The 24,063-nt window shown below is 53.6% G+C and carries 21 protein-coding genes; 12 read left to right on the top strand and 9 right to left on the bottom strand.

Going from position 1 to position 24,063, the window contains the following annotated elements; all coding sequences use genetic code 11:
* Both AYW79_RS10970 and AYW79_RS10975 read right to left on the bottom strand, forming a co-directional pair.
* On the bottom strand, positions 1-2,821 hold a 2,821-nt coding region (locus tag AYW79_RS10970), incomplete at its 3' end, for a methyl-accepting chemotaxis protein (protein ID WP_067565651.1).
* The gene (locus AYW79_RS10975; protein WP_067565654.1) at positions 2,818-5,136 is read right to left on the bottom strand and encodes a chemotaxis protein CheA; all 2,319 of its coding nucleotides are present in this window, start codon (positions 5,134-5,136) and stop codon (positions 2,818-2,820) included. The genes AYW79_RS10975 and AYW79_RS10970, both read right to left, overlap by 4 nt.
* 226 nt (positions 5,137-5,362) lie before the next feature.
* Here AYW79_RS10975 and AYW79_RS10980 point away from each other — a divergent pair, with 226 nt between their 5' ends.
* Positions 5,363-5,800 (top strand): cupredoxin domain-containing protein, encoded by a 438-nt coding sequence (locus tag AYW79_RS10980; protein ID WP_067565657.1) that lies wholly within the window; start codon positions 5,363-5,365, stop codon positions 5,798-5,800.
* Positions 5,801-5,880: 80 nt separating this feature from the next.
* On the opposite strand, the gene AYW79_RS15875 is transcribed toward AYW79_RS10980, so the two are convergent.
* From AYW79_RS15875 to AYW79_RS10990, 3 genes are all read right to left on the bottom strand, one after another.
* Positions 5,881-6,036 carry a Spo0E family sporulation regulatory protein-aspartic acid phosphatase gene (locus AYW79_RS15875; RefSeq protein ID WP_179123111.1) on the bottom strand — a complete coding sequence of 52 codons (156 nt, stop codon included), beginning with the start codon at positions 6,034-6,036 and terminating at the stop codon, positions 5,881-5,883.
* Between the two features lie 239 nt (positions 6,037-6,275).
* Entirely contained in the window at positions 6,276-6,701 is a 426-nt protein-coding gene (locus AYW79_RS10985) for a BrxA/BrxB family bacilliredoxin (protein ID WP_067565660.1), read from the bottom strand.
* A gap of 102 nt (positions 6,702-6,803) precedes the next feature.
* Positions 6,804-7,436, bottom strand: coding sequence for a DedA family protein (locus AYW79_RS10990; protein ID WP_067565663.1), 633 nt, complete (start codon positions 7,434-7,436; stop codon positions 6,804-6,806).
* A 216-nt stretch (positions 7,437-7,652) separates the two neighbouring features.
* Here AYW79_RS10990 and AYW79_RS11000 point away from each other — a divergent pair, with 216 nt between their 5' ends.
* On the top strand, positions 7,653-9,473 hold the full coding sequence (locus tag AYW79_RS11000; RefSeq protein ID WP_067565669.1) for a glycerol-3-phosphate dehydrogenase/oxidase: 1,821 nt from the start codon (positions 7,653-7,655) through the stop codon (positions 9,471-9,473).
* 15 nt (positions 9,474-9,488) lie between these two features.
* Entirely contained in the window at positions 9,489-9,983 is a 495-nt protein-coding gene (locus AYW79_RS11005; protein WP_067565672.1) for a PaaI family thioesterase, read from the top strand.
* A gap of 60 nt (positions 9,984-10,043) precedes the next feature.
* Here the strand turns inward: AYW79_RS11005 and AYW79_RS11010 are convergent, their stop codons facing one another.
* Positions 10,044-11,231, bottom strand: a complete 1,188-nt coding sequence (locus AYW79_RS11010) for a hypothetical protein (RefSeq protein WP_067565674.1) — start codon at positions 11,229-11,231, stop codon at positions 10,044-10,046.
* Between the two features lie 228 nt (positions 11,232-11,459).
* On the opposite strand from AYW79_RS11010, the gene AYW79_RS11015 reads away from it, so the two are divergent.
* The 4 genes from AYW79_RS11015 to AYW79_RS11030 all read left to right on the top strand — a co-directional run bounded on the left by AYW79_RS11015 (position 11,460) and on the right by AYW79_RS11030 (position 16,628).
* Positions 11,460-12,161, top strand: a complete 702-nt coding sequence (locus tag AYW79_RS11015; protein WP_067565677.1) for a response regulator transcription factor — start codon at positions 11,460-11,462, stop codon at positions 12,159-12,161.
* A complete protein-coding gene (locus tag AYW79_RS11020) occupies positions 12,133-13,575 on the top strand; it encodes a sensor histidine kinase (RefSeq protein WP_067565680.1) in 1,443 nt (480 codons plus the stop codon). The genes AYW79_RS11015 and AYW79_RS11020 overlap by 29 nt, the downstream gene beginning before the upstream one ends.
* Positions 13,572-14,954, top strand: coding sequence for a DNA recombination protein RmuC (locus tag AYW79_RS11025; protein WP_067565683.1), 1,383 nt, complete (start codon positions 13,572-13,574; stop codon positions 14,952-14,954). The genes AYW79_RS11020 and AYW79_RS11025 overlap by 4 nt, the downstream gene beginning before the upstream one ends.
* A 69-nt stretch (positions 14,955-15,023) precedes the next feature.
* Positions 15,024-16,628 carry a gamma-glutamyltransferase family protein gene (locus AYW79_RS11030; RefSeq protein WP_067565686.1) on the top strand — a complete coding sequence of 535 codons (1,605 nt, stop codon included), beginning with the start codon at positions 15,024-15,026 and terminating at the stop codon, positions 16,626-16,628.
* Positions 16,629-16,687: 59 nt separating this feature from the next.
* Here the strand turns inward: AYW79_RS11030 and AYW79_RS11035 are convergent, their stop codons facing one another.
* Positions 16,688-17,428: an endonuclease III domain-containing protein gene (locus AYW79_RS11035; RefSeq protein ID WP_143216199.1), complete on the bottom strand. Its 741-nt coding sequence runs from the start codon at positions 17,426-17,428 to the stop codon at positions 16,688-16,690.
* A 132-nt stretch (positions 17,429-17,560) separates the two neighbouring features.
* Here AYW79_RS11035 and AYW79_RS11040 point away from each other — a divergent pair, with 132 nt between their 5' ends.
* Genes AYW79_RS11040 through AYW79_RS11055 form a run of 4 tightly spaced genes read left to right on the top strand, consistent with a single transcriptional unit; the run spans position 17,561 to position 21,249 of the window.
* Positions 17,561-18,337, top strand: a complete 777-nt coding sequence (locus tag AYW79_RS11040; RefSeq protein WP_179123110.1) for a class II aldolase/adducin family protein — start codon at positions 17,561-17,563, stop codon at positions 18,335-18,337.
* A 15-nt stretch (positions 18,338-18,352) separates the two neighbouring features.
* Entirely contained in the window at positions 18,353-19,603 is a 1,251-nt protein-coding gene (locus tag AYW79_RS11045) for an ATP-binding protein (protein WP_067565689.1), read from the top strand.
* Positions 19,604-19,607: 4 nt separating this feature from the next.
* Entirely contained in the window at positions 19,608-20,396 is a 789-nt protein-coding gene (locus tag AYW79_RS11050; protein ID WP_067565706.1) for an enoyl-CoA hydratase/isomerase family protein, read from the top strand.
* 22 nt (positions 20,397-20,418) lie between these two features.
* Positions 20,419-21,249 (top strand): SDR family oxidoreductase, encoded by an 831-nt coding sequence (locus tag AYW79_RS11055; protein ID WP_067565692.1) that lies wholly within the window; start codon positions 20,419-20,421, stop codon positions 21,247-21,249.
* A gap of 42 nt (positions 21,250-21,291) precedes the next feature.
* Here the strand turns inward: AYW79_RS11055 and AYW79_RS11060 are convergent, their stop codons facing one another.
* Together AYW79_RS11060 and trhO are read right to left on the bottom strand one after the other, a co-directional pair.
* The gene (locus AYW79_RS11060) at positions 21,292-22,338 is read right to left on the bottom strand and encodes an XdhC family protein (RefSeq protein ID WP_067565695.1); all 1,047 of its coding nucleotides are present in this window, start codon (positions 22,336-22,338) and stop codon (positions 21,292-21,294) included.
* A 51-nt stretch (positions 22,339-22,389) separates the two neighbouring features.
* A complete protein-coding gene (gene trhO / locus AYW79_RS11065) occupies positions 22,390-23,325 on the bottom strand; it encodes an oxygen-dependent tRNA uridine(34) hydroxylase TrhO (protein WP_231877846.1) in 936 nt (311 codons plus the stop codon).
* Between the two features lie 102 nt (positions 23,326-23,427).
* Here trhO and AYW79_RS11070 point away from each other — a divergent pair.
* Positions 23,428-24,063: aminopeptidase P N-terminal domain-containing protein (locus AYW79_RS11070; protein WP_197460977.1), on the top strand; the 636-nt coding region annotated here is incomplete at its 3' end.

Consider the following 24,063-nt stretch of genomic DNA (forward strand, 5'->3'; position numbering starts at 1 on the left):
CGACAGAAGAGATTGCATCCTTCACGCGCATCGCGGACGTCGTCATTTCTCCCGCAGAAGTGGAAACGGCGTCACTCGTCTTTGCAAGCGCGGTCACCGCGTGAGACAAGGTTTCGAATACGGCGGTTACTTCTTCCATTGCCTGTGTGCTCGCGGCGGCAGAGCGAAAATCTTCGCGGGCGCTTTGAACGGATTCTTCAGCTTGAGCGCGAATTTCGCGAATCATCTTTTCGATTTTTGCGGTCGCTTCTCGCGAGTTTTCAGCGAGTTGTCGCACCTCATCTGCGACTACTGCGAAGCCGCGCCCGTGTTCGCCTGCGCGTGCAGCCTCAATGGCCGCATTGAGCGCCAAGAGGTTTGTTTGCTCCGCAATTTCTTCTATGAGGCCGACAATCTGCCCAATTTGTGCGGATTTGTCTTGCAAAGAAACGGTTCGCGTGACGCTGATTTCCGAGTTGGCCTGTAGCATTGCGATACGCTTTGCGGAGAGTGCAACATGTTCCCGTCCCGTTTCCGTTTGTTCAACCAGTTGTGTCGCGAGTTTGGCAGTATCTGTCGTGTGACTGTGAACCGCTTCAATCAAGCGTGTGAGCGTCGAGATCTGCTCTTCAACGCGCAGCGTCTCTTGAGACTGGCGATCAGCCGATTCCGTGACGCGCGATGAAACCTCCGCGAGGTTCATGGATGCGCGTGCGATTTCAGTGGTGGTTGAACCCAATTCCTGCGAAGAAGCAGAAAGTTCCTGGGCACTCGCTTGAATGACGTTCATCAGTGAAGAAACCGCTTCTCGCAATTTCTGGAAAGACTCAGTCATCATACTTGATTCGCGGCTTCTCGGGATAATCCCGTGAAATGCGCGGAAATCGCCGTCACCCATTCGCTTTGCCCAAGCGACCAGTTGTTCAAACGCCCGTGAAATCATCAGAGGCATGATCAGGCCAATCGCCAGTGAGATGAGTATGGTGATGATGCTCCCGATCAGTTCAATCAGGTTTGTCCGCGTCATAAAAGCCTCGTAATTTGCGAGCGATACGTTTCGGGAGTGTTCGGCAAGGCTGGTCATCTCTTGCAGCGGCGCGATCAGTGTTTCCACATTGATGGAGCGCCAGATTGAAAGAGCGGCTTTTTGTTGACCAGTTGCTGTGTCCATGAGCGCATTCCCGAATTGACTCTGATAATTGTTTAGCGCCGATTGAAACTCGCGCATATCTGCTCGCAGTCGCGCAGCATACTGTGCATTGGATGTTGCAATCGCTCGATTCACAGCCGCAACATCTGCATTGAGGAGAGCCAAGTCTGTCTGCTGGGTTTGGGCAGACGCTGCCTGGAGATTTCCCGTCGGGGAAATGATGTAGCGTGCCGAATCTTCGTCAAAGCGGCGCACCGCGCTTTTGAGTGAAAGCGCTGAGACGACCACCGGATCATCTTGTGTAAATATCGACTGGGCGCTCGCCTCAAGGTTCCCCGTCGCAAAATGAATCGATAACGTTAAAATTAAATAGAGCGCGATAACAAAACTGAAACCACCGAATAAGTAAGCGCGAATCGATATTTTTAAGCCGCGCCCGTGTTCGCCTGCGCGTGCAGCCTCAATGGCCGCATTGAGCGCCAAGAGGTTTGTTTGCTCCGCAATTTCTTCTATGAGGCCGACAATCTGCCCAATTTGTGCGGATTTGTCTTGCAAAGAAACGGTTCGCGTGACGCTGATTTCCGAGTTGGCCTGTAGCATTGCGATACGCTTTGCGGAGAGTGCAACATGTTCCCGTCCCGTTTCCGTTTGTTCAACCAGTTGTGTCGCGAGTTTGGCAGTATCTGTCGTGTGACTGTGAACCGCTTCAATCAAGCGTGTGAGCGTCGAGATCTGCTCTTCAACGCGCAGCGTCTCTTGAGACTGGCGATCAGCCGATTCCGTGACGCGCGATGAAACCTCCGCGAGGTTCATGGATGCGCGTGCGATTTCAGTGGTGGTTGAACCCAATTCCTGCGAAGAAGCAGAAAGTTCCTGGGCACTCGCTTGAATGACGTTCATCAGTGAAGAAACCGCTTCTCGCAATTTCTGGAAAGACTCAGTCATCATACTTGATTCGCGGCTTCTCGGGATAATCCCGTGAAATGCGCGGAAATCGCCGTCACCCATTCGCTTTGCCCAAGCGACCAGTTGTTCAAACGCCCGTGAAATCATCAGAGGCATGATCAGGCCAATCGCCAGTGAGATGAGTATGGTGATGATGCTCCCGATCAGTTCAATCAGGTTTGTCCGCGTCATAAAAGCCTCGTAATTTGCGAGCGATACGTTTCGGGAGTGTTCGGCAAGGCTGGTCATCTCTTGCAGCGGCGCGATCAGTGTTTCCACATTGATGGAGCGCCAGATTGAAAGAGCGGCTTTTTGTTGACCAGTTGCTGTGTCCATGAGCGCATTCCCGAATTGACTCTGATAATTGTTTAGCGCCGATTGAAACTCGCGCATATCTGCTCGCAGTCGCGCAGCATACTGTGCATTGGATGTTGCAATCGCTCGATTCACAGCCGCAACATCTGCATTGAGGAGAGCCAAGTCTGTCTGCTGGGTTTGGGCAGACGCTGCCTGGAGATTTCCCGTCGGGGAAATGATGTAGCGTGCCGAATCTTCGTCAAAGCGGCGCACCGCGCTTTTGAGTGAAAGCGCTGAGACGACCACCGGATCATCTTGTGTAAATATCGACTGGGCGCTCGCCTCAAGGTTCCCCGTCGCAAAATGAATCGATAACGTTAAAATTAAATAGAGCGCGATAACAAAACTGAAACCACCGAATAAGTAAGCGCGAATCGATATTTTTTTCAAACGTAGGTCCTCCCGACCACTTCATCCATAAAGGCGTTTGCGTCAAGAATAAGAGAGACTTCACCATCCCCGAGAATCGTTGCGCCAGCAAAATAGGGAATCTTCTTCAGTTTTGCATCGAGCGATTTTAAAACAACCTCAAACTGCCCCACCAATTCGTCGACTGCGATGCCGACGACGCGTTCGCCTCGGCTGACGAAGACGACATACGCGGATGACTCGCCATTCTCCTGGCCAAATACACTGCGCGCTCTGACGATCGGCACAACCTGCCCGCGCCAAACGACGACCTCTTTGCCGTGAAGCAGCCGAGTCGGCCCGAGTCGACCGGTCTCTGAAATACTTCCGATGGGGATGAGATAAGGGTCAATGCCTATGCGAACCATCAAACCATCCATGATGGCAAGCGTCATCGGCAGGCGAATCACAAACTTTGTTCCTCGCCCTTCTTCACTATACACATCGATCTTGCCTGAGAGCGCCTCGATCTTCGTGCGCACCACATCGAGGCCTACCCCTCGTCCAGAGAGATCGCTGATTTGGTCTGCGGTAGAGAAGCCTGACGCAAAGAGCAGTTGATTGACCTGATGGTCTGTCAACACTTCATTTGAACCGACGATGCCTCGCTCGCGCGCTTTTCGCAGCACCTTTTCGCGCGGAATTCCTCCGCCGTCGTCTTCCACTTCAATAAATACGTGGTTTCCAGCTGCATAAGCGCGCAGCTCAATTCTCCCGACCGCCGGTTTCCCCGCGATCCGTCTCTTTTCAGCCGATTCAATACCGTGATCGAGGGAGTTTCTCAGCATGTGCAAAATAGGGTCGCCGATCTCTTCCACAACTGTGCGATCGAGTTCCGTAGATTCTCCCGTTACGACGAACTCAATCTGCTTGTTTAAAGATTGTGCCGTATCGCGCACCATGCGGGGAAAGCGGTTAAATACGCTCTCGACGGGGATCATCCGGATCGACATGATCAGTTCCTGAAGTTCATTAGACAGTCGACTCATGTGATCGATCGTCTCACTGAGATCGTGGTGCATCACCTCAGTTCGAATCCGTTCGAGTCGCGTCTTATCGATGACCAGTTCTGAGACCAGATTCATAAGATCGTCCAGTTTGCCAGTGTCGACTCGAATGGTACTGGTTTTACGTTTTTCGGTTTTTGCCGCCTCACCGCTGAATGACGCGATGAGATTTTCTCCTCGCGTCGCACCCTCGTCCGTTTTGAGCCACTCGCGCAACTCCACAAGACTCACTTCAAGGATGCTCTGGATGCGCGATTGAATGACGGCGGCGCTATCTTCTGCGTAACAGACGAAGAGTACTTCACGATCCATCTCTTCGGCCTCAATTTTTGTGATGTGCGGTTCACAAAAGAGGAGGTGGTCATGACCGCCAACTGCTTCAAAGACCATAAACATCCGCGCCGCTTTCATGCGGCATGCCTCGGATAACCTGATCCCGACTTCAAGGACAATTTTATGCTCTTCGAGCACCTTGGCGATCACGGTGCGAACGTGCGGATCTTCGGTGATGTTTTGATTCTCTGGAAGCAGATTACCTGTTTTTTGGTAGGTTTCGCCTGTGAGCAGCCACTCGTGAATGGAGCGTGGGATGATTTCAGAAACGCTCACGAGGGTTTCTCCCACGTCATCCATTTCATCGTGTGTCGCAAGCACTGCGGTAATCTCTCCGGAATAATCTCCCGCATCAAGGATTGTCGCGTCAGGTGTCGTCGAGAGTAACTGGTTTTGATCGATGCGCTGGAGCCATTGTTGAAAACGGGCGAGCGGCATCACACAATTTTTGTCAAAGCCAATCGTTATTTCAAAGACTCGGTATCCCTGGCGAATGGCCTCTTCGGCGACGGCACGTTCAGCCGAGTGCAGCGGACGCACAGGTTCAGGGACGGTCGCCGCTGCAGTGGACGTGGCGGCTGGTTCCTTGCGCGCGGCAGTCAGTGCGCGCAACACTTCGCTCACGTCCATGGCGCGCTCTTGACCTGACGATTCAATATCGTCAAGTAATGTTTCAAGATGATCGAGACCGTGAAGCAACGCGTCGACGACAGGCGTACTCATTGCCAACCGCCCATTGCGCACATCGTCCAAAAGATTTTCTGCGCTATGCGTGATTTCCCCCATGCGCTGAAACCCCATCGTCATGGCCATTCCTTTTATCGTATGTGCTGCGCGGAATATGGTGGGTATAACGCTAAGGTCGTTTGTTTTTTCAAGTCGCATCAGACCGTCGGACCAGGCCTGAAGATGTTCGCGCGTCTCGTCGACAAACATCGTTAAATACTCTACGCTCACAGGCTACACCTCGATAGGATAAAACGTCGAATCGAAACGAATCGTTGCAGATCTTGACTCATCCTAGTAATTCGCGTTAATGCCAGGTGTTTCCTGCTCATTCGTGATTTTTCATCGACAAAAAGGGACGTGCGAAATGGGAACCTGATGATGGGTTGAATGTGGGTATGGGATCGGTGCTGATCGCGCAAAATGAGGGTGCAATGAATCTGTGGGGGGATTTGGAATGGTTTTTCGAAGCGTAGCTATTTTTCTTGTTTGGAGTGGCTTGTCTCTTGTGAATCGTGATCAAAACGTGGCGGTTGACAGAGGTGTAAACGCCACTTACAGTGCGAGTCGCACGTCTTACGCCATCTATGCGCAAGGAAAAAATGCGGCTCACACATTGACGTTGAATCTCGTTGCGCTGGATTACAAATATGCTCCAAAAACTTTGACGGTGAATCAAGGAACGCGTGTGACGGTTCAACTTTTTAATCGGGGTAAATCCATGCACAATTGGACATTGACAAGTGGTGTTTACACTGTAAGCACGCCAAACGTAAAACCTGGTCACGCGGAGACCGTGACATTTATGGCGGACAAAAAAGGGGAATTTCCATTTTATTGCTCTGTGCGAAATCATAAAGAAATGGGTATGGTTGGGCAACTTATCATTCATTGATGACACGTAAGCCTTCACGTATAAACGCTACAACCATCGCAACCAAAATCAGATCGTCGTCAGGAATTGCCTCGCATCAATCAAATCTTATCCTTCATCGCTTCAATGACCAACTGGTCGAGTTTTACAGACAGGTCTAGCAGTTTCGGATCATCGAGGCGATTTGTTCCGTTGTACAAGGTATCCATTTCGCTGCGAATGGTGTCGATCGCAGCCTCTAACGTTGCTGTACTCATGAAGAATTCGTCCACTCCTTTTCGTTCGCTCGATCGTCTGCCCCCCACAAGATGGAATCCTCGACGTATCGTTTGGCAACATCGTGATCCTACCATGTCACACCCCGTTTGTCATCGGCTTTATTGGAGTAATTCGTAAAATAAACTAAATTTATGTCCAAAAAAGTCGAAAAATCGAAAAAGGCAAAATCCCACAGGAGGCGATTCACCTTTTTCGACAGTTACAGCAGATCGATGTGCTATTGCACCTGTGACAGTGCATGCTGAACTTTTTGTTTGACGTCGTCCGTCGTGTGTCCTTCAATCTGTTGTCTTTCAATAAGTGTGACAAAGTTGCCATCTTTTAAAACGGCAATGGATGGTGATGACGGTGCATACCCTTTGAAATAGGTGCGCGCTTTCTGTGTTGCTTCGACGTCCTGACCCGCGAAAACGGTCACCATGTGATCTGGCTTAGGGCCTTCAGCGATTGCCTGCGCCACGGCAGGGCGTGCAATTCCTGCGGCGCACCCGCAAATTGAGTTGACGACGCAAAGTGTGATTCCTTTTTCTGCAAAGGCGCTTTCTACATCATCAGAAGAGCGCAACTCCTGAAACCCAATCTCCGTGAGTTCTTTGCGCATTGGCTGAATAATTTCAAGAAAAATCGGCGAATCGTAAACCATTGTGGTAACCCCCTGTTGTAACGTTTCATTAGATTTCCTTGCTTAAAGTATACCATACATGAAAAGAGCGTTCGTCTTTAGATGAAGTCACTTCGCATCTACCTACGACTTCTGTCGGTTTGCCGTCACTTCTTTTTTCTTTTTTGTCCCCAATTTATTGCCTGCGCGATGAATGAAAATGTAGCCTACAACGAGGATCAGCACGCCTGAGATGACAAGGATCGGATGGGCAAAAAAGAGGTGGACGAGCGCTTTCCACTCCGTGCCAATCGTTGCGCCAAGAAGGACAAAGGCGGTGACCCAGATGGCCGTCGAGATGAGACTGATGACAGCGAAAATCCACGGTTTCATCTTGTTTATTCCTGCGACGTAGACGATAATCACCCGAACACCTGCGATAAAGCGTCCGAATAGAAGAATGGGTATCGAATAGCGTCGAAAGATGTCTTCGAAGCGATCGAGTTTCTCCTCCGTTAAACGAATCAGTTTCCCTACGCGCAGGAGAAGGGGGCGTCCAAGGAAAGAGCCAATGAGATACGCGATGACAGAACCTACAAACGAACCAATGGTGGCCGCGATGAGAAGAGGGATGAGTTTAAAATCCCCTTGGTGCCACATGACGCCAGAAATGACCAACGTGGTTTCGGCGGGAAATGGGATGAAAATAAACTCGAGAATCAATCCCACAAATACGCCTAAATAGCCATAATGTGCGAGAATCGTATGTGCGGACATGGTTCACCTTCCTATATTCCCCAGTCGATTTTACACGCGCTCTCGCGTGTTCTTCATCAAGAAGACGCTGTGATGGGTCAAAAAGTTCAGTGCGCCGAAAACGTTCTTGATCATTTTCAAACACGTGGAGGTTGTTTCTGTAGTTTAGGGATGTCGCAGCGCCACGTCAATGAAAATGGCGAATTTGCATAAAGTTCACAGTGGAGAAAGGCCGGTTTGTTATACTTTGCGTATCACGATCGTGATCACGATCACGATCACGATGTGTTGATTGTCACGATGAACGGAGGCTATCGCGTGCACCGAATACCGTTTTCTTATGAGAGCCGACAACAGCGAATCGATTATTTAGCAAACTCTCCGTTTGATCTCCTTATTATCGGTGGCGGGATTACGGGTGCGGGAATCGCGCGTGAAGCAGCGCTTTCGGGTCTTCACGTCGCACTGATTGAAGCGAAAGATTTTGGGAGTGGGACGAGCAGTCGCTCGACAAAGTTGTTTCACGGAGGTCTGCGCTATCTTGAGCACGCCGAGTTCTTGCTCGTGCGTGAAGGGGGCCGCGAGCGCGAGGGCATGCAACGTCTGGCACCTCATCTGGTTGAACCACTCCCTTTTTTATTGCCGATTTATCGCTCGATGAAGTATGGGAAGTTTGCGATGGGTACAGCCGTCTGGCTGTATGATCGATTGGCACAAGTGGCGGCGGATGAACAGCGCGTGATTCTGTCAAGAGAAGAGGTATTGCAATCTGAGCCAGGTTTAAATGAAGAAGATCTCACGGGCGGCATACGCTATCATGAATATCTGACGGATGACGCACGCTGTGTCGTTACGGTGATTCGTGCGGCGGAACAATTGGGGGCGTGCGCGCTCAATTATGCGCGCTGCGTGGGGCTTGTTGAGGGAGAAAAGGACGGCCTGATTCGCGGCGCGCGGGTGAATACTGAAGAAGGTGTCGAATTTGCGATACGCGCAAAGGTTGTTGTCAACGCGGCGGGGCCGTGGATTGAGTCTGTGCTCGCAATGGAGGGGGATGCCTCAAATGAGCAGAGTACGCCGCGCATCCTTCACAGTCGTGGTGTGCACCTCGTTTTTTCGCGCGAGCGACTCCCGATTACCCATGCCTTTGCGATTCAGACTCCGGACGGACGGTTAATGTTCATTATTCCGCGAGAAGATGTCACGTTTGTCGGCACGACGGATGAGGTATACGATGGTGAACTGTATCAACCGGGCATCCACGAGCGAGATGTTACCTATTTGCTTGATCTGCTCCACGGTCTGTTTCCAAATGCGCAGATCGTCGAGCAGGATATCATCGGTCAATGGTCTGGCGTCCGTCCGTTGGTGCTTGAACCGGGAAAGGAAACGAAGGACGTCTCGCGAAAGGATCAAGTCTCGATTGGGGCGCGTCACCTGGTGACGATCGCGGGCGGCAAGCTGACCGCGTGGCGTAAGATGGCTGAGGAGGTAATGGAGCACGTCTATGAAGTGATGGAACGGCAAGGGCATCCTGTCAATCCGTATCATCGGGAGCGCGCCAGTCGTCTCTCTCCTCTGGCGCCTCTTCCCGGCAGTTTGCAGATTCCCCCGAAGGGCGTGGCGGAGTGGGCGCAGTGCGAAATCGAAAAGATGGTTGAACGATACGCCATTGCGCGTGAGGACGCGTTTTGGTTAACGCGACGTTACGGGGATGAGGCAGAAAGTGTTCTTCTATGTGCCAAGCGTACGAACGGGTTGGCGAGAGTGGAGCAAAACGTCCCTCTTTTAAAGGGAGAGCTTGACTATTTGATCGAGGTCGAACTCGTCTGTCATCTTTCTGATCTTGTTGTGCGTCGGACAGGTCTTGGCTATTTCGGTGGCGACGCTGCAATGCGCGCGATATCGGCGATTGCCGATGCAATGGCGCAGCGTCTCGCGTGGGACGCGGCGCGCGTGAACGAAGAAATTGCGGCGTGCGCGGTGCAGGCGTATTGGGAAGAACGCGATTTGCGAGCGCAACGGCTCGGAACTCACGCACAGAGCATCACGGGGTGAAGGGGCGAAACAAGGTTGTCATCAGAATGGATAGAAAAAGGCGATATGCTAAGAATGTTAGAAGGGTATGATGCGCGAGATTTAGAGATTGCACTTCGTGCGGCAGACGCGAACCGTCGCGCGCGCGAGGGAGAACTCTATTTTTTGCACCATCTATTTGGCGAGCAGTTTGACTGGGAAGCGATCGAAGCAGCGGGTGAGGTAGAGATCACGCTACCGATCAATCTGCTCGTGATGAATCCAGGCCAGATGGTGCACGGAGGCGTTTTGGCGCTGCTCTGTGACAATGCGATGGGCATTGCCAGCCACGCGCGCGCCATGCGCGACGGTGTGACCGTTGAATTGACGGTACGCTATCACAAACCTGCGCGGGGCAGCAAGCTTCGCGCTGTCGGCCGTGTCATCTCGTCAGGCTCACACGTGAACAGCACACAGTGTGAGGTATATGACGACGCAGGGCAACTGGTTACATCGGCGACTGGAACCTTTTATCACAAGAAGCTGCGCTAGTTGTCCGGCATGCAAAAAAGGCAGTACCCTCACGGGTACTGCCTTTTTTCACTTTTTGCATCAGGCGTTTGTTGTAGATCCTACAGCCGTAGACGTCGTAGTGGTTGCGTTTACGGTTGGATTCTTTGCTTTAAAGACATGATTAAGTACGTTCGGCAGCTTGGCGTCGATTTTCTGCCCAATCGTGGTCACTTGCGTAGCGGTCAGGTGGCCACTAGCCTCAGCCTTGGCGAGGCGCGCCGCGACGAGCGCCTGTGCGTCAGAGAGTAGGGTACTGCTTGATACGCCTTGTGCAGTCGCAATCTGATTGAGCGATTGGCCTGCGCGAAGGTCGGCGCGCAGCGTCTTTGCGGGCAGCTTCAAATCGCTGGCGAGCCCTTTAACGAGATCCATCGGGCTGCCTGCAAAGCCGTGACGATGCGCCCCCGTCTTATGCGCGCCCGGTTTAAAGGTGTGGGCGAGCAGGGTGGGCAGCTTGGCGTCGATTTTCTGCCCAATCGCGGTCACTTGCGTAGCGGTCAGGTGGCCACTAGCCTCAGCCTTGGCGAGGCGCGCCGCGACGAGCGCCTGTGCGTCAGAGAGCAGGGTACTGTTTGATACGCCTTGTGCAGTCGCAATCTGATTGAGCGATTGGCCTGCGCGCAGGTCGGCGCGCAGCGTCTTTGCGGGCAGCTTCAAATCGCTGGCGAGCCCTTTAACGAGATCCATCGGGCTGCCTGCAAAGCCGTGACGATGCGCCCCCGTCTTATGCGCGTCCGGTTTAAAGGTGTGGGCGAGCAGGGTGGGCAGCTTGGCGTCGATTTTCTGTTCAATCGCGGTCACTTGTGTAGCGATCAGGTGGCCACTAGCCTCAGCCTTGGCGAGGCGCGCCGCGACGAGCGCCTGTGCGTCAGAGAACAGGGTACTGTTTGATACGCCTTGTGCAGTCGCAATCTGATTGAGCGATTGGCCTGCGCGAAGGTCGGCGCGCAGCGTCTTTGCGGTGATGTGAAGATCTGCCGCCAACGCCTTTGCGTCAACACCTCCCATGAATCTGTGATGCCCATGCATGCCGTGATGTCCGTGCCGGGCGTTGCTTGATTTTGTCGCAGTCTGAGAGGATGCAGTAGGCTTTGTCGTAGCTTGGTTTGACGCAGTCGACGTCGTCGAGGTGGAATTGGTTGCGGCGAACGCGCCTGCTCCTCCGAAACCGGCCGACCCGAGAAGAGCGAGTGCTATCATGCTGATCGTGAATTTCTTTGAAGTCATGCGAATTCCTCCTTGATTTCTCTTTGATAGGGTGGATTTGGACGGGGCCCCGTCCGCTTCACATGGATCATTGTGACTTGTATCGCTTAAAATTCTCTTGAAATTTACGTTTACATATTTTCTTTACACTTTGCGCGGCGACCAAGACAAGCATTGTGAAATGATGAGAAACGTGGGACGATAGTTCCGTGATTTTAATCGGAATTCAATCATGAAGGGGTATGATTTGTGAGACTGCTATTAATCGAAGATGAAGTACGCCTCGCTAAAGCGTTGCAACAGACCTTTTCTGAGCATCACTACATTGTGGATCTCGCGCATGACGGCGCGGTAGGGCTAGATCTCGCACAAACCGACACGTATGACATCATCCTCGTCGACGTGATGCTGCCCACCATGAGTGGCTATGAGGTTGTTCGGAGACTGCGGAAAACGGGTCACGCGACACCGATTCTCATGCTGACTGCGCGCGACGCCGTGGATGATCGGGTGGAAGGGCTTGACGCAGGGGCGGATGATTACCTCGTAAAGCCGTTTGCGACAAAGGAACTGTTGGCGCGCGTAAGGGCGCTGAGCAGGCGTAGTGGTGAAATGCTCGATGTGGAAGAAGTCTCTGTGGGCGCCATCTCTATCGATTCCGTTTCCCGCTCTGTCTATGTGTCAGGAGAACCTTACAGCCTGACCGGAAAAGAGTTTCAACTCCTAGAGCTTTTTATGCGCAATCCGAATCAGGTGTTGCCAAAGGAATTGATTCTCGATCGCGTGTGGGGCGTCGAGGCACCGATGGATCGAAACGCCGTCGAGATTTACGTTCATTTTTTACGAAAAAAGTTGGACAGAGTTCGCACAGAACGGCAGATTGAACTGGCAGAGATGCCGGTCATTGAAACGGTGAGGGGGGTTGGCTACGCGTTACGCGGGGGGAAATAATCTGTTTCGCACGGCGCGCATCAAAGTTACTCTGCTTTTGGTCGCCCTCTTGGTGGGGCTGTACCTCATCATGGCAGGGGGCGTCTATGTCTGGGTTCGGCAATCGACGCTTGCGAGTCTCGACAATGTTGTGCGCTTTGAATCGTTCTCGCTTTTGTCGCGGGGGGCATTTGTACGCTTGCTCATTGCGAATGTGCCAGCCCTACAGGTTCCGATTGACCCGATATTGCCACCCTTCTTTTTTGGAGGAAACGGTTCATCGCAAAGTGGTCAGGGGCAACCGCCCTTTGCGCATAGTTTGTCGACGCGTTTGCGGGATATGCTCGATCCAAATTTTGCGATTGCCGTGTATAGTCCGACACAAAAGCTGCTCTACAGTGTAGGCACATCGATTGGCACGCCTCAGTTGTCTTTTGTGGCGTCAAAAGGACAGTCCTTTTTTACGACGCAGTGGACAGATCACGGAAAAATTTTGTTGCGCACCATGACGGTTGAGATTCGCAGGGGCGGCAATCTGCTCGGTTTCTTGAGCATCGGTTATAATGCTACGCGGGAACTGACCGTTCTCTCACGCTTGATCCACATTCTACTTGTCGTCGGCATCGGCGGCGCGCTGCTCGCTTTGCTAGGGAGTTTTTATGCGTCCGGTCGGGCGCTGTCGCCAATCGCGCGCTCTTGGGAGCGTCAACGGCAATTTGTCGGGGATGCATCCCATGAACTGCGAACGCCGCTCGCCGTGATTCAATCAAACCTCGACATCGTCCTCACCCACGCGCACGAAGGTGTGATGGATAACCTTGAGTGGCTCAATAACGCAAAGGCTGAGGCGCGACGTTTGACGCGTCTGACGGAAGATTTACTGACACTGGCGCGCGCCGATTCCACAATGACACCGCTTCGCAATGAGCGAGTGGATCTGCAAAAAATTGCCGAAGGCGTGCATGACGCGTATGCGATCTACGCAGAGAGCAAAGACATTCAGTTCCTACTCGAACGGTCTGCGGACGATGCGTATGTGACGGGCGATGCGGATCGACTGCATCAATTGTTTGTCATTCTTCTTGACAACGCGATCAAATATACGCAAGAGGGTGGGCGCGTCACTCTAAGAGAAGAAGTGACAAAGGGAACGATTGTGGTCACTGTAGAAGATTCGGGCATCGGCATTGACAAGAGCGAGCAAGGGCTCGTCTTTGAGCGGTTTTATCGGAGTGACGTGGCGCGCGAACGCGAGACGGGTGGATTGGGTCTAGGTCTCTCGATTGCCAAGTGGATCGTCGAAGCGCATCGTGGGCGCATCAGCGTAGAGAGCACGCTCGGTGTGGGCACGACGTTTCGTGTCACGTTACCGCGCGCGGCAGGCGTACACCAAGCGGTTGAACAATCGGATACTTCGAGGGTGGATTACAAGTGACGAATCGTCTGATAGTATGGTTACAGTTGGTTCTCATCGCACTCGGCATCGCTACGTTTTTCATGCGTAAATCGAAGAGATCTGCGCGAGGCGAAGATTTCTATCGCATGCGAGAAGAGATTTCGCAGGAAATTGCGAACGAGTTATCGAAACAGCGGGTAGAAGACGCGCAGCAGAGCGCCGTGTTTCGCCAGGAAATTTCCACCATCGGCTCAGAACTGAGACAGACGGTTGAAGCGCTCTCGCAGCAGATGCAGCGAACGGTTCAAGCGGGGTATCAGCAGTTGGCGGAAGCGCTTGAGCGATCGTCTGCATCCGCTCGCCGGGAACTCGCAGAGCAGAGTGAACGTACGCTGCGCCAGACGGATGAGCGACTCGCGTCGCTGCAAGGCACGGTGGATGAAAAACTTCGCTTTTTGCAGCAGAGTAACGAGCAAAAGCTTGAGCAGATGCGCCAGACCGTGGATGAGAAGTTGCATGCAACGCTCGAAAGGCGCCTTGGCGAATCGTTTCGCTTGGTCTCAGAGCGACTTGAACAGGTGCATAAGGGGCTTGGCGACATGCAGACCCTCGCGCATGGGGTTGGCGATTTGAAGCGCATGATGCAAAGCGTGAAAGTCCGCGGTACGTGGGGGGAAGTCCAGCTTCAAGCCTTGCTTGAACACGTATTGACCGAAGGTCAGTATGCGCGAAATGTTCAGGTGACCGAAGGATCGGCGGAACGTGTCGATTTTGCAATTCGTCTTCCGGGTCGATCTTCCTCGGACGAGCCGGTATGGCTGCCGCTTGACAGCAAGTTTCCTCTGGAAGACTATCAACGCCTCGTCGAGGCGCAGGAGACGGCTGATCTTGCGCGGATGGAGGAAGCGGGCAAGGCGCTTGAGCGCCGCTTGCAGCAGGAGGCAGGATCCATCGCTGCAAAATACATACACCCTCCTGCGACGACAGACTTTGCGTTACTCTTTTTGCCTACAGAAGGTCTCTATGCCGAGGCGATCAGGCGTCCTGGATTGGTCGAGCGTCTTCAGCGGGATCATCGCGTGGTCATAGCAGGGCCAACGACACTCGGCGCGCTGCTCAACAGTCTGCAGATGGGATTTCGGACGCTTGCGATCGAACAGCGGTCCACAGAAGTTTGGAAGACGCTTGGTTCAGTGAAAACGGAGTTTCAGAAATTCGGCTCCATTATCGAAAAGGTAAGGAAGAAAATGGACGCTGCGAGCAGTGAGTTTCACGGTGTGGAAGTTCGCACACGCGCGCTGCAGCGGGCGCTGCGCGCGGTTGAGGAGTTGCCTGTGACGGAGCACACCGCGCCGTCCGTTGAACTTCAAGACCTCGTTGACGATGAGGACCACGGTTTGGTTTTTGATGAAGAGTGAACTTTTTATGCGATCCACACTTGCCATGAATGAACGGTTGTAGAATACATCGGGTTGGAGGTTAACACTATGAAATTTGATTCTCTCACATATCCGTTCGCATCGCGACGAAGCGTGGTCTACGCTGAAAAAGGCATGGTTGCAACAGCTCAGCCGCTCGCGGCGCAGGCAGGCCTGCGCATTTTGATGCAGGGGGGCAACGCAGTCGATGCGGCAATTGCGACGGCCGCGTGTCTGACGGTTGTTGAACCGACTGCAAACGGAATTGGTGGTGACGCGTTTGCGATCATCTCGGTAAACGGAAAACTGCACGGTTTGAACGCGAGTGGATACGCTCCCAATGGCATCTCACGTGAAGAGGTGCGCGCGCGCGGTTTTGAGAAGATGCCTCATCTCGGCGTCTTGCCGATCACGGTTCCCGGCGCACCCGCCGGATGGGTTGAGATGTCGCGGCGCTTTGGCCGCTTGTCCCTTGAAGAAGTGCTTCAGCCGGCGATTGACTATGCGCAGAATGGCTATCCTCTCTCTCCAGGCGTCGCGCATGACTGGTCACGCGCGGCAAAGTCGTATGGCGCGTCGAGCGACAAGGCGGTTGCGTCGTGGGGAGAGACGTTTGCGCGCGGTGGATTTCAAGCGAAGCCAGGTGAGCGCGCGTATCTGCCTGATCATGCGGCAACCCTTTTGAGCATCGCGAAAACGGCGGGGGAGAGCTTTTATCGCGGTGAACTCGCCGAAAAAATGGCGGCGTTTGTGCAAGCGCACGGCGGTTTCCTCACGCGTGATGATCTGGCGACGTACGCCCCAGAGTGGGTGGATCCGATTGGTGCGACGTATCGCGGTCACACCGTTTGGGAGATTCCTCCAAACGGGCAGGGCATTATCGCACAGATGGCGCTGCGCATCCTCGATTCGTTCCTCTTTGCGGAGTTTGGCTCAGCGCATACGGTTCACGTCCAGCTTGAAGCGATGAAGATGGCATTCTCGGAGGGACTCCGCGAGATCAGCGATCCGCGCGCGATGCGGGTGTCGATCGAATCGCTGCTGTCTGACGCGTTTGCCCAGTCGCGTGCCGCGCGCATTCGCGAGTATGCGCAAGATCCAGACCCCGTGACACCGCACCCAGGTGGGACGGTCTACCTCGCGACGGCGGACGGTGACGGCCAGATGGTCTCGATGATCCAAAGTAATTATATGGGTTTTGGTAGCGGTGTCGTCGTACCTGGTACGGGGATCTCCATGCAGAATCGCGGACACACGTTCTCCCTTGATGAATCTCACGTCAATCGCTTAGAGCCTGGCAAAAAAACGTACCACACGATCATTCCCGGATTCTTGACAAAAGGCGATACGCCAATTGGGCCGTTTGGCGTCATGGGCGGATTTATGCAACCGCAAGGGCATGTTCAGGTGATCATGAACACGCTCGATTTCCACATGAATCCGCAGGCGGCGCTCGACGCGCCGCGCTGGCAGTGGACGGCGGGAAAGTCGGTTGACGTTGAACACACAATGCCGGCGCACGTGATCGAAGACTTGCTGCGGCGCGGGCACGACGTGCGCGTGCAACTCGCCGGTCGCAACTTTGGGCGCGGGCAGATCATCTGGCGTGACGAGCACGGTGTGTTTTGCGGCGGGACGGAGGCGCGTGCAGACGGCCAGATCGCGGCGTGGTAAGTGCTTGATCGCGGCTTGATCGCGGTGCCGTGCTCGTTCAGATGACTTTGTCGGTCGTCCTAGTCAGCGGAACTCTGGCTGCGTGCATACGTGCAGCAGGTTTTTAGCGGACATGCTGTGCAGAGCGGGCGGGATGCGCGGCACACCTGACTGCCCAATTGATCGATCAAGGCGTGGTAGCGATTGTAGAGAAGAACATCTGCTGGGAGACGCTCCATGAAGAAGGAACGCCACGCCTCATAGGTATCGCGCTCCGGCCCGATCGCGATACGTCTCATGATGCGCTTGGTGTAGCTGTCGATAACGAAGGAGGGCAGTTCTGCAGCGTAGAGAAGGATGTCGTCGGCGGTCTCCGGGCCGATTCCCGGGGCGCTGAGGAGATGCCTTCGCAATTCGATTGCGTCGCGTGCAAACAACCGATCGAGATCGTCGCCACACTGCGCCTCGATCCAGAAGGAAAACGCTTGCAAGCGAGCGGCTTTGCTTTGATAGAAGCGGGTCGCTCGTATGCATGCGGCGAGTTCGTCAAGCGGCGCCTCACGCAGTGCGCGGAATGTGAATCCGAACCGCTCGCGCACGAGATGGAGTGCAGTCACAGTATTTTTCCACGATACATTTTGAACGAGAATCGCCCCAATCATCATCTCTTCACGTGACGCGGCTGGCCACCAGTTTGGATCACCGTAATGAGCGAGGAGCTTGTGGTAGAGTTTGTGGAGCAGATCGCTTTGCGCGTTCGCGCTCACAGCGTGCGACGCGGCATGATCTGCGCATGGTTGTAGTGATTCATGATAGGGCATCGCCCACACCCCGCTTTCTCGAATGACAGAGTTTTGAGCAAAATTTCCTTTATCATCCACCAAAAGTTTTAAGGAATGTTTATAATAGTCTCATGGGCAGGCATCTTACTTTCGATTGAGGGGGTGCACATGATGACAGGTTCGGGTCTGGGTCCTAACAAGCGAGGCGTTATGCCTTCTTTTGCAAGCGTAGAAGAGGAGCGTCGTCACCGCAAAGAGCGGTTGGCGGGCGCTTTTCGTTTATTCTCGCTCTTTGGATTTAATGAAGGTGTTGCAGGCCATATCACTGTGCGTGATCCTGAACATCGCGATCATTTTTGGGTCAATCCGTTCGGTATGCATTTTGGCCACCTCCGAGTTTCTGATCTTTTGCTCGTAAGTCATGACGGTCAGATCGTAGAAGGCAAAGGTGCGCTTAACGCTGCGGCGTTCGCCATTCACTCGCAGGTTCATCTGGCGCGACCTGACGTGATCGCCGCAGCCCACGCGCACTCTGTCTATGGCAAAGCGTGGTCGAGTCTCGGACGTCTGCTCGATCCGATTACGCAAGACGCGTGCGCGTTTTATGAGGATCACGTCCTCTTTGATGATTATACTGGCGTTGTGTACGATCTTGAAGAAGGAAAACGCATTAGCGCGACGCTTGGGACAACAAAAGCGGCAATTCTGCGCAATCACGGGTTGTTAACGGTGGGACAAAGCGTCGATGAAGCAGCTTGGTGGTTTATCACGATGGAGCGATCGTGTCAGGCGCAGTTGCTTGCAGAAGCGGTTGGTGAGCCAGTCTTGATCGATCCCACCTATGCAGCGCTCACCGCACAACAAGTGGGTTCTCATCAAGCAGGATGGTTCAGTTTTCAACCGCTGTGGGACAAAATCTCCCGTGAGCAGCCTGATCTGTTCGAGTGAGCCAAGGAGTCGCCAATGAATGCTGGCACGTCTGTCCTGTTAAATTTTTTGATCATTATCGTATTGGTTTTTGTCGATTATTTCATGGTCCAATCCTTTTCACGCTTGCGCGAAAAGGAGACTACGGTGCGCACGATTCGCTCACTGGTGACGATCATGTTCTGCATTCTCGTCCCGATCTCGATGAAAGGGTCGCTCGACTACAATTTTGAACTTGTCCCGCTCCTGATCGGGTCGCTCTACTCAGGTGTCGAGGCGGCGGTGATACTCTTTGCGGCGACGCTCGGGATGGAGTGGATTTTGGATGGCGTCGCCCACGCAACCGGTTTTGCTGTGGCGGCAGTGGTACTCTTCCCGTTCGTCGCGGCACTTTCGGATTTTTATCTCAAACGGAGGTTGATTTGGCGAAACGTTCTTTTCATTGCGCTGTTGGCAGGCGCAACGACGCTACACGTTGCGATTCTCAGGCGAGTGACAGGGATTCGCGAAACGGATTACCTCTATCTGATGCTCTTAAACGTGGCAGTCGGCTGGGTCAATATGATGCTGGTGGAAATCTTTAGCGAACTCACGCGTATGAGAGAGCGTATCTTCGGCTATGAGAAATTGTCGTTTGCGCGCGAACTGGCCGCGGCATTCGCTCATGAGATTCGCAATCCGCTGACTGTGGCCAAGGGGTTTGTTCAGCTTTTGCGAGAGACGCCTGTCCATCAGGAAAAACATCATGCGTATCTCACGTTGGTCGAAGAAGACTTGGCTCACGCTGAACAGATCATTAATGATTATCTGGTCTACGCCCGACCTGAACTGGCAAGTATGGAAGAAATCGAAGTTACGGCAGAGCTTCGCCACGTCTCGGATCTCATGTATTCCTATGGTGTGGGGCATGGCGTCAATGTGACAGTGTACCTCCATTGTCCGGAAACGTATATCATTGGCGATCGCGGAAAACTCTATCAGGCGCTGATTAACATCATGAAAAATGGCATTGAGGCCATGAGTGAGGGCGGTACGTTGACGGTGCGCCTTTCACGCTTAAACAGACAGCTTGCGATCGCCATTCAGGATCAGGGAGTGGGGATGACGGATGAGGAAGTAAAGCGGCTAGGCATTCCATTTTATTCAAACAAGGCGAACGGAACAGGACTCGGCATGATGGTATCCTACTCAATCATTGAAATGATGAAAGGGCAGGTACATGTGATGAGTGAAAAAGGTGTGGGTACCGTTTTTACCATTTTGTTTCCAATTGCGCGTGAAGGGTGATGGCATGGAAGAACTACAGGTTTCGCAGCTCGATGGTGTGCGCCTCATTACGCTGAATCGGCCGGAACGGTTGAATGCGTTGCACGAAGCGTTGGCTGAAGAGCTCGTAAAAACGCTGGACGAAGCATCCCGTGATGACCAGGTGCGCGTTGTCGTAGTAATAGGGACTGGAAGGGGATTTTGCGCGGGTCTCGATCTCACTTCGCATACGTTCGAAGAAAGGGGACAACGGTCTCGCTTTGAGCGGCTTGATCCGCTGGGCTTTGTAGGACGTCAGGCGCTCGCGGTGACAGCGTGTGACAAGCCGGTGATCGCGGCGATCAACGGGATTGCCGCCGGTGCGGGTCTCGCTCTCGCTCTCGCGTGCGATCTTCGCTACATGGCAGACGATGCCACGCTCACGACGGGATATATTCGGCGGGGGTTGTCGCCTGACGCGGGGGTGACGTACTTTTTACCGCGGCTGTGCGGGATGACGGATGCAACGGAGCTCATCATGACCGGGCGCACGGTGACGGCGAATGAGGCGAATGGGCTGCGCATTGTAAATCGCGTGTTTGCGCGCGCGACGTTCCAGGAAGACGTCATGAAGATTGCGCACGAACTGGCGGCGGGTCCACCACTCGCCTTGACGCAGTCAAAGCGGTTGCTCGCAGGAACCTACGATCATTCTCTCGCGGATCAACTCAAACTGGAATGGACAGCGATTCACGAATGTTTTGCGTCTGAAGATGTAAGAGAGGGTGTGCGCTCTTTTCTCGAAAAGCGTCCGCCACAGTTTACAGGAAATTAATTTTTTAGCATGAGGTGAACGGATGAATCAGGTGCTGGAGCAAACATTTACTGGGAAAGTCGCGTTGGTGACAGGTGGAGGAACGGGAATTGGCAAAGGGATTGTAAAGGAACTGGCGGCGCGCGGCGCACATGTGATCATCGCCAGTCGCTCGCTGGAAAACTTGGCGCCAACCGTCGCAGAGGTTTCGGCGGAAGGAGGATCGATCGAGGCGCACATCTTGGATGTGCGAAACACCGATCAGATTGAGGCGCTGTTAAAGACGATCAAACAGACGCGCCACGGGGTGGATTTTCTCATCAATAATGCGGCAGGGAATTTTCTCGTTCCTACGCGCAAGCTTTCGTATAACGGATGGAAGACGGTTGTCGACATTGTGTTAAACGGTACGTTTTATTGTACGAAAGTTTTTGGCGAAGACATGATTGAGCGCGGTGAAGGCGGGAAGATCATCAACATCGTAGCGACATACGCCTGGCACGGTTCGCCCGGCGTGGTGCATTCGGCGGCTGCAAAGGCAGGGGTTGTCGCCTTGACGCGCTCACTGGCAGTTGAGTGGGCGCCTTATCATCTGCAAATCAATGCGATTGCGCCAGGTCCTATCGAGGGTACAGGCGGGCAAGAGCGCCTGTTTCCAAGCGAGGTTGTTGAGGCAGTGCGTCAATCGATTCCCGCCAAACGGCTCGGGCAGACGCGCGAGATCGGCCTAGCCGCAGCCTTTTTGCTCAGTCCCGACGCCTCCTTTATCACGGGAGAAGTTCTGACGGTCGACGGCGGCGCGTGGCTTGGCAAAGGAATGTTAGAGAAGTTTGCGGATGTGCCAACCTTTCGCGGCGGTGCGCCCACAGCCTAACCGACAGTGGGCTGAACACGCTGGACATTTCTACGATGCAGCTTAATCGTGTACCTTTTCGCGCGCGTGAAGCGGTGCGGCATTTCGTCCACTGCGCACAGCCATCAGTTCAGAAAGGATACTGACGGCAACCTCCTCCACGGTTTCGCTGCCAAGATCAAGACCGACCGGTGCGTGAAAAGGACCGTCGGTAAGCGACAGCTGCTGTGTTTCCAGCATCTCTCTGGTTCTTGAGAGGGGACCGAGCACGCCGATATAGCGAGGATTCGCGCGCACGGCCAGCGCAATTGACGCCTCATCGCGGGCTTGGTGGTGATTCATGACGACCCAAAACGCGTCGTTAAGCGTCGCTGGATCAACCGTGTCTGCTTCGGTCACCTGATGATTCGCATCAGGAAAGCGCTCCGCTTGGTTGAACGCGCGACGCGGATCAAGAATGGTCACCGCAAATCCGGCTTGTTGCGCCATGCCGCATAGTGGAATCGCATCGTGGCCTGCGCCGCAGATGACAAGGTGTTCAGGCTTTCGCATCGTGTCGACATAGTATGTTTTTTGTTCTGCCGTGACGCATTCGGCGCGCGTTCTTGTCTTTTCGCGCAGGCGTCCGCACTCGATCACCTCTGGTACCAAAGGGCCCTCAGCATAGATCAGATTGCCGCCTGAGAGGATGGCGCGGGAGCCGATTGGCAATTCCATGACCATTGTGACAGGGTAATCGCCGTCGAACGCGTCAAAGAGCGATTGATAGAATGGGTCATCCTTCCGGACAGGCCATACCATGATCTCGACCATGCCTTTGCAGCCGATGCCAAGACTCCAGAGTTCATTCTCGCGCAAGTCGTACTTGCACAAACGCGGTCTACCATCGCTCATCGCTTCCAGCGCATAGTTTAGCAGATCACCCTCGAGGCATCCGCCGCTCAATGTGCCGTACATGGATTCGTCTTCCGCTATCATCATTTTTGCGCCAGGCTGCCGATAGGCCGAGCCGACGACGGACGTTATCGACAAAAGGCAAGCAGACTGTCCTCGCGCAAAAACTTCCTTGATGCGCGCAGCGATCGCGCGAGCCTCCAAGAGTCTGGACAAGATACACGCCTCTTTTCGTCATGGCTTACCTGAATGCGATCGAAAAATTCGTTAAGAGGTGACGCTTTGTGCATCGTACGTGGCCTTGCAGTTTGACGAACAAAATCCATCATGCTCGTCGAGGCAGCGGTCACAACACAGATGCTGATTGTGGCAAAAATCATATTTGCAATTGATGAACCGCTCGGTTGGCGTCTCGCAGTGGTGACAGCGGCCGACGATGACCTGATCCTCTGTATGATTGATCGGGACAGATTGCCGCTCGTCAAACACATAGCACTTGCCGTCAAACCGTGCACCCTGTGTGGCTTCATCTTTACCGTACGTCACGATCCCGCCTTCGAGTTGCGCGACATTCGTAAAACCTGCCTCAAGCAGGTAGGCGGACAGTTTTTCACAGCGAATCCCGCCTGTGCAGTACGTGAGCAGTGGGCGATCTTTTGGAATCTTCAGGTGTTCATCAATCCATGCCGGGAATTCGCGAAACGTGCTCAAATCGGGACGAATCGCACCGCGGAAGTGACCGAGGTCATACTCGTAATCGCTGCGACCGTCAAGGATGATCGCGTCAGGCTGATTCATGGCGTCAAGCCACGCTTTGGGCGCGAGTCGGATCCCTGTCTTTTGTGTCGGATCGATCGGCACGGGAGAATCGAAACGAACAATTTCATTGCGAAACTTCACGCTCATTTTGGGAAAGGCGTGATCGGAGGTCGCGTCTATTTTGAAAACCATCGATTGAAAACGGGGATCTGCGCGCATCGCATCCATGTACGCAGTCGCCTGTTCGCGCGTGCCAGAGACGGTTCCGTTGATTCCTTCCGGAGCGATTAAAATGCGCCCTTTTAGCGAGAGATCCTTGCATAGATTGCGCTGCTCGTCCATGAGTGCAAGTGGGTCTTCAATCGGTGTAAAATAGTAGTAGAGAAGGATCATATAGTCCTGCTCTGCAGCGTTTTCCAGTTTGCTTGTCGTCACAGTCATCATGTCGTTCCTCGCTTCTCTGCAGTTGAACACAGGATTTGCACTGTGTTCTGTCACACCATCGTACCAGAATTCCATAGAAACGAAAACGAGAGGATGGAATGAATGAAACAAATGCCATTTCAGTCGCGCCGGAAAGTACTTTATCAAACGATGAGGGAAGGGGATCTGCTCGTCTTGTTTGCGGGGGCAGCCGTCCATCGCTCGGCAGACGCGCACTACCCGTTTTCGGTGAATCGCAATTTCTATTACCTCACGGGAATCGACGCGAAAGACGCACGGTTGGTCGCAGTCAAAACAGGGCAGGAAATTCGCGAGACACTGTACATCGCAAGACCGGATCCGGAGCGTGAAAAGTGGGACGGGTACATGCTTACGGCAGAACAGGCGAAAGACGGATCAGGCATGGAGCGAGTCCATTTTCTGGATCAGTGGTCGGCGGCTGAGGCGGAGTGGCTGATTCACGATCATGTAAAGACGATTCTCCTGGATCTCGAACCGCTCCATCCGGCACACGTTCACACGGATGCGCGCCACTACGCGAACGAAATGGTTGCGAAACATCCCTATCTGAGGGTTGATACGATTCACGATCAGCTTTGGAAGTTGCGTACGGTCAAGGATGAGGTAGAGATTGACGCGCTGCGCCAGGCGATTGCGATCACGCACGAGGGGCTCTCGCATATGCTTGCAGGCTTTAAACCGGGAGTGCGCGAATACGCCTTGCAAGCGCGCTTCGAC

Source organism: Ferroacidibacillus organovorans, assembly GCF_001642725.1.
Lineage (GTDB): Bacteria > Bacillota > Bacilli > Alicyclobacillales > SLC66 > Ferroacidibacillus > Ferroacidibacillus organovorans.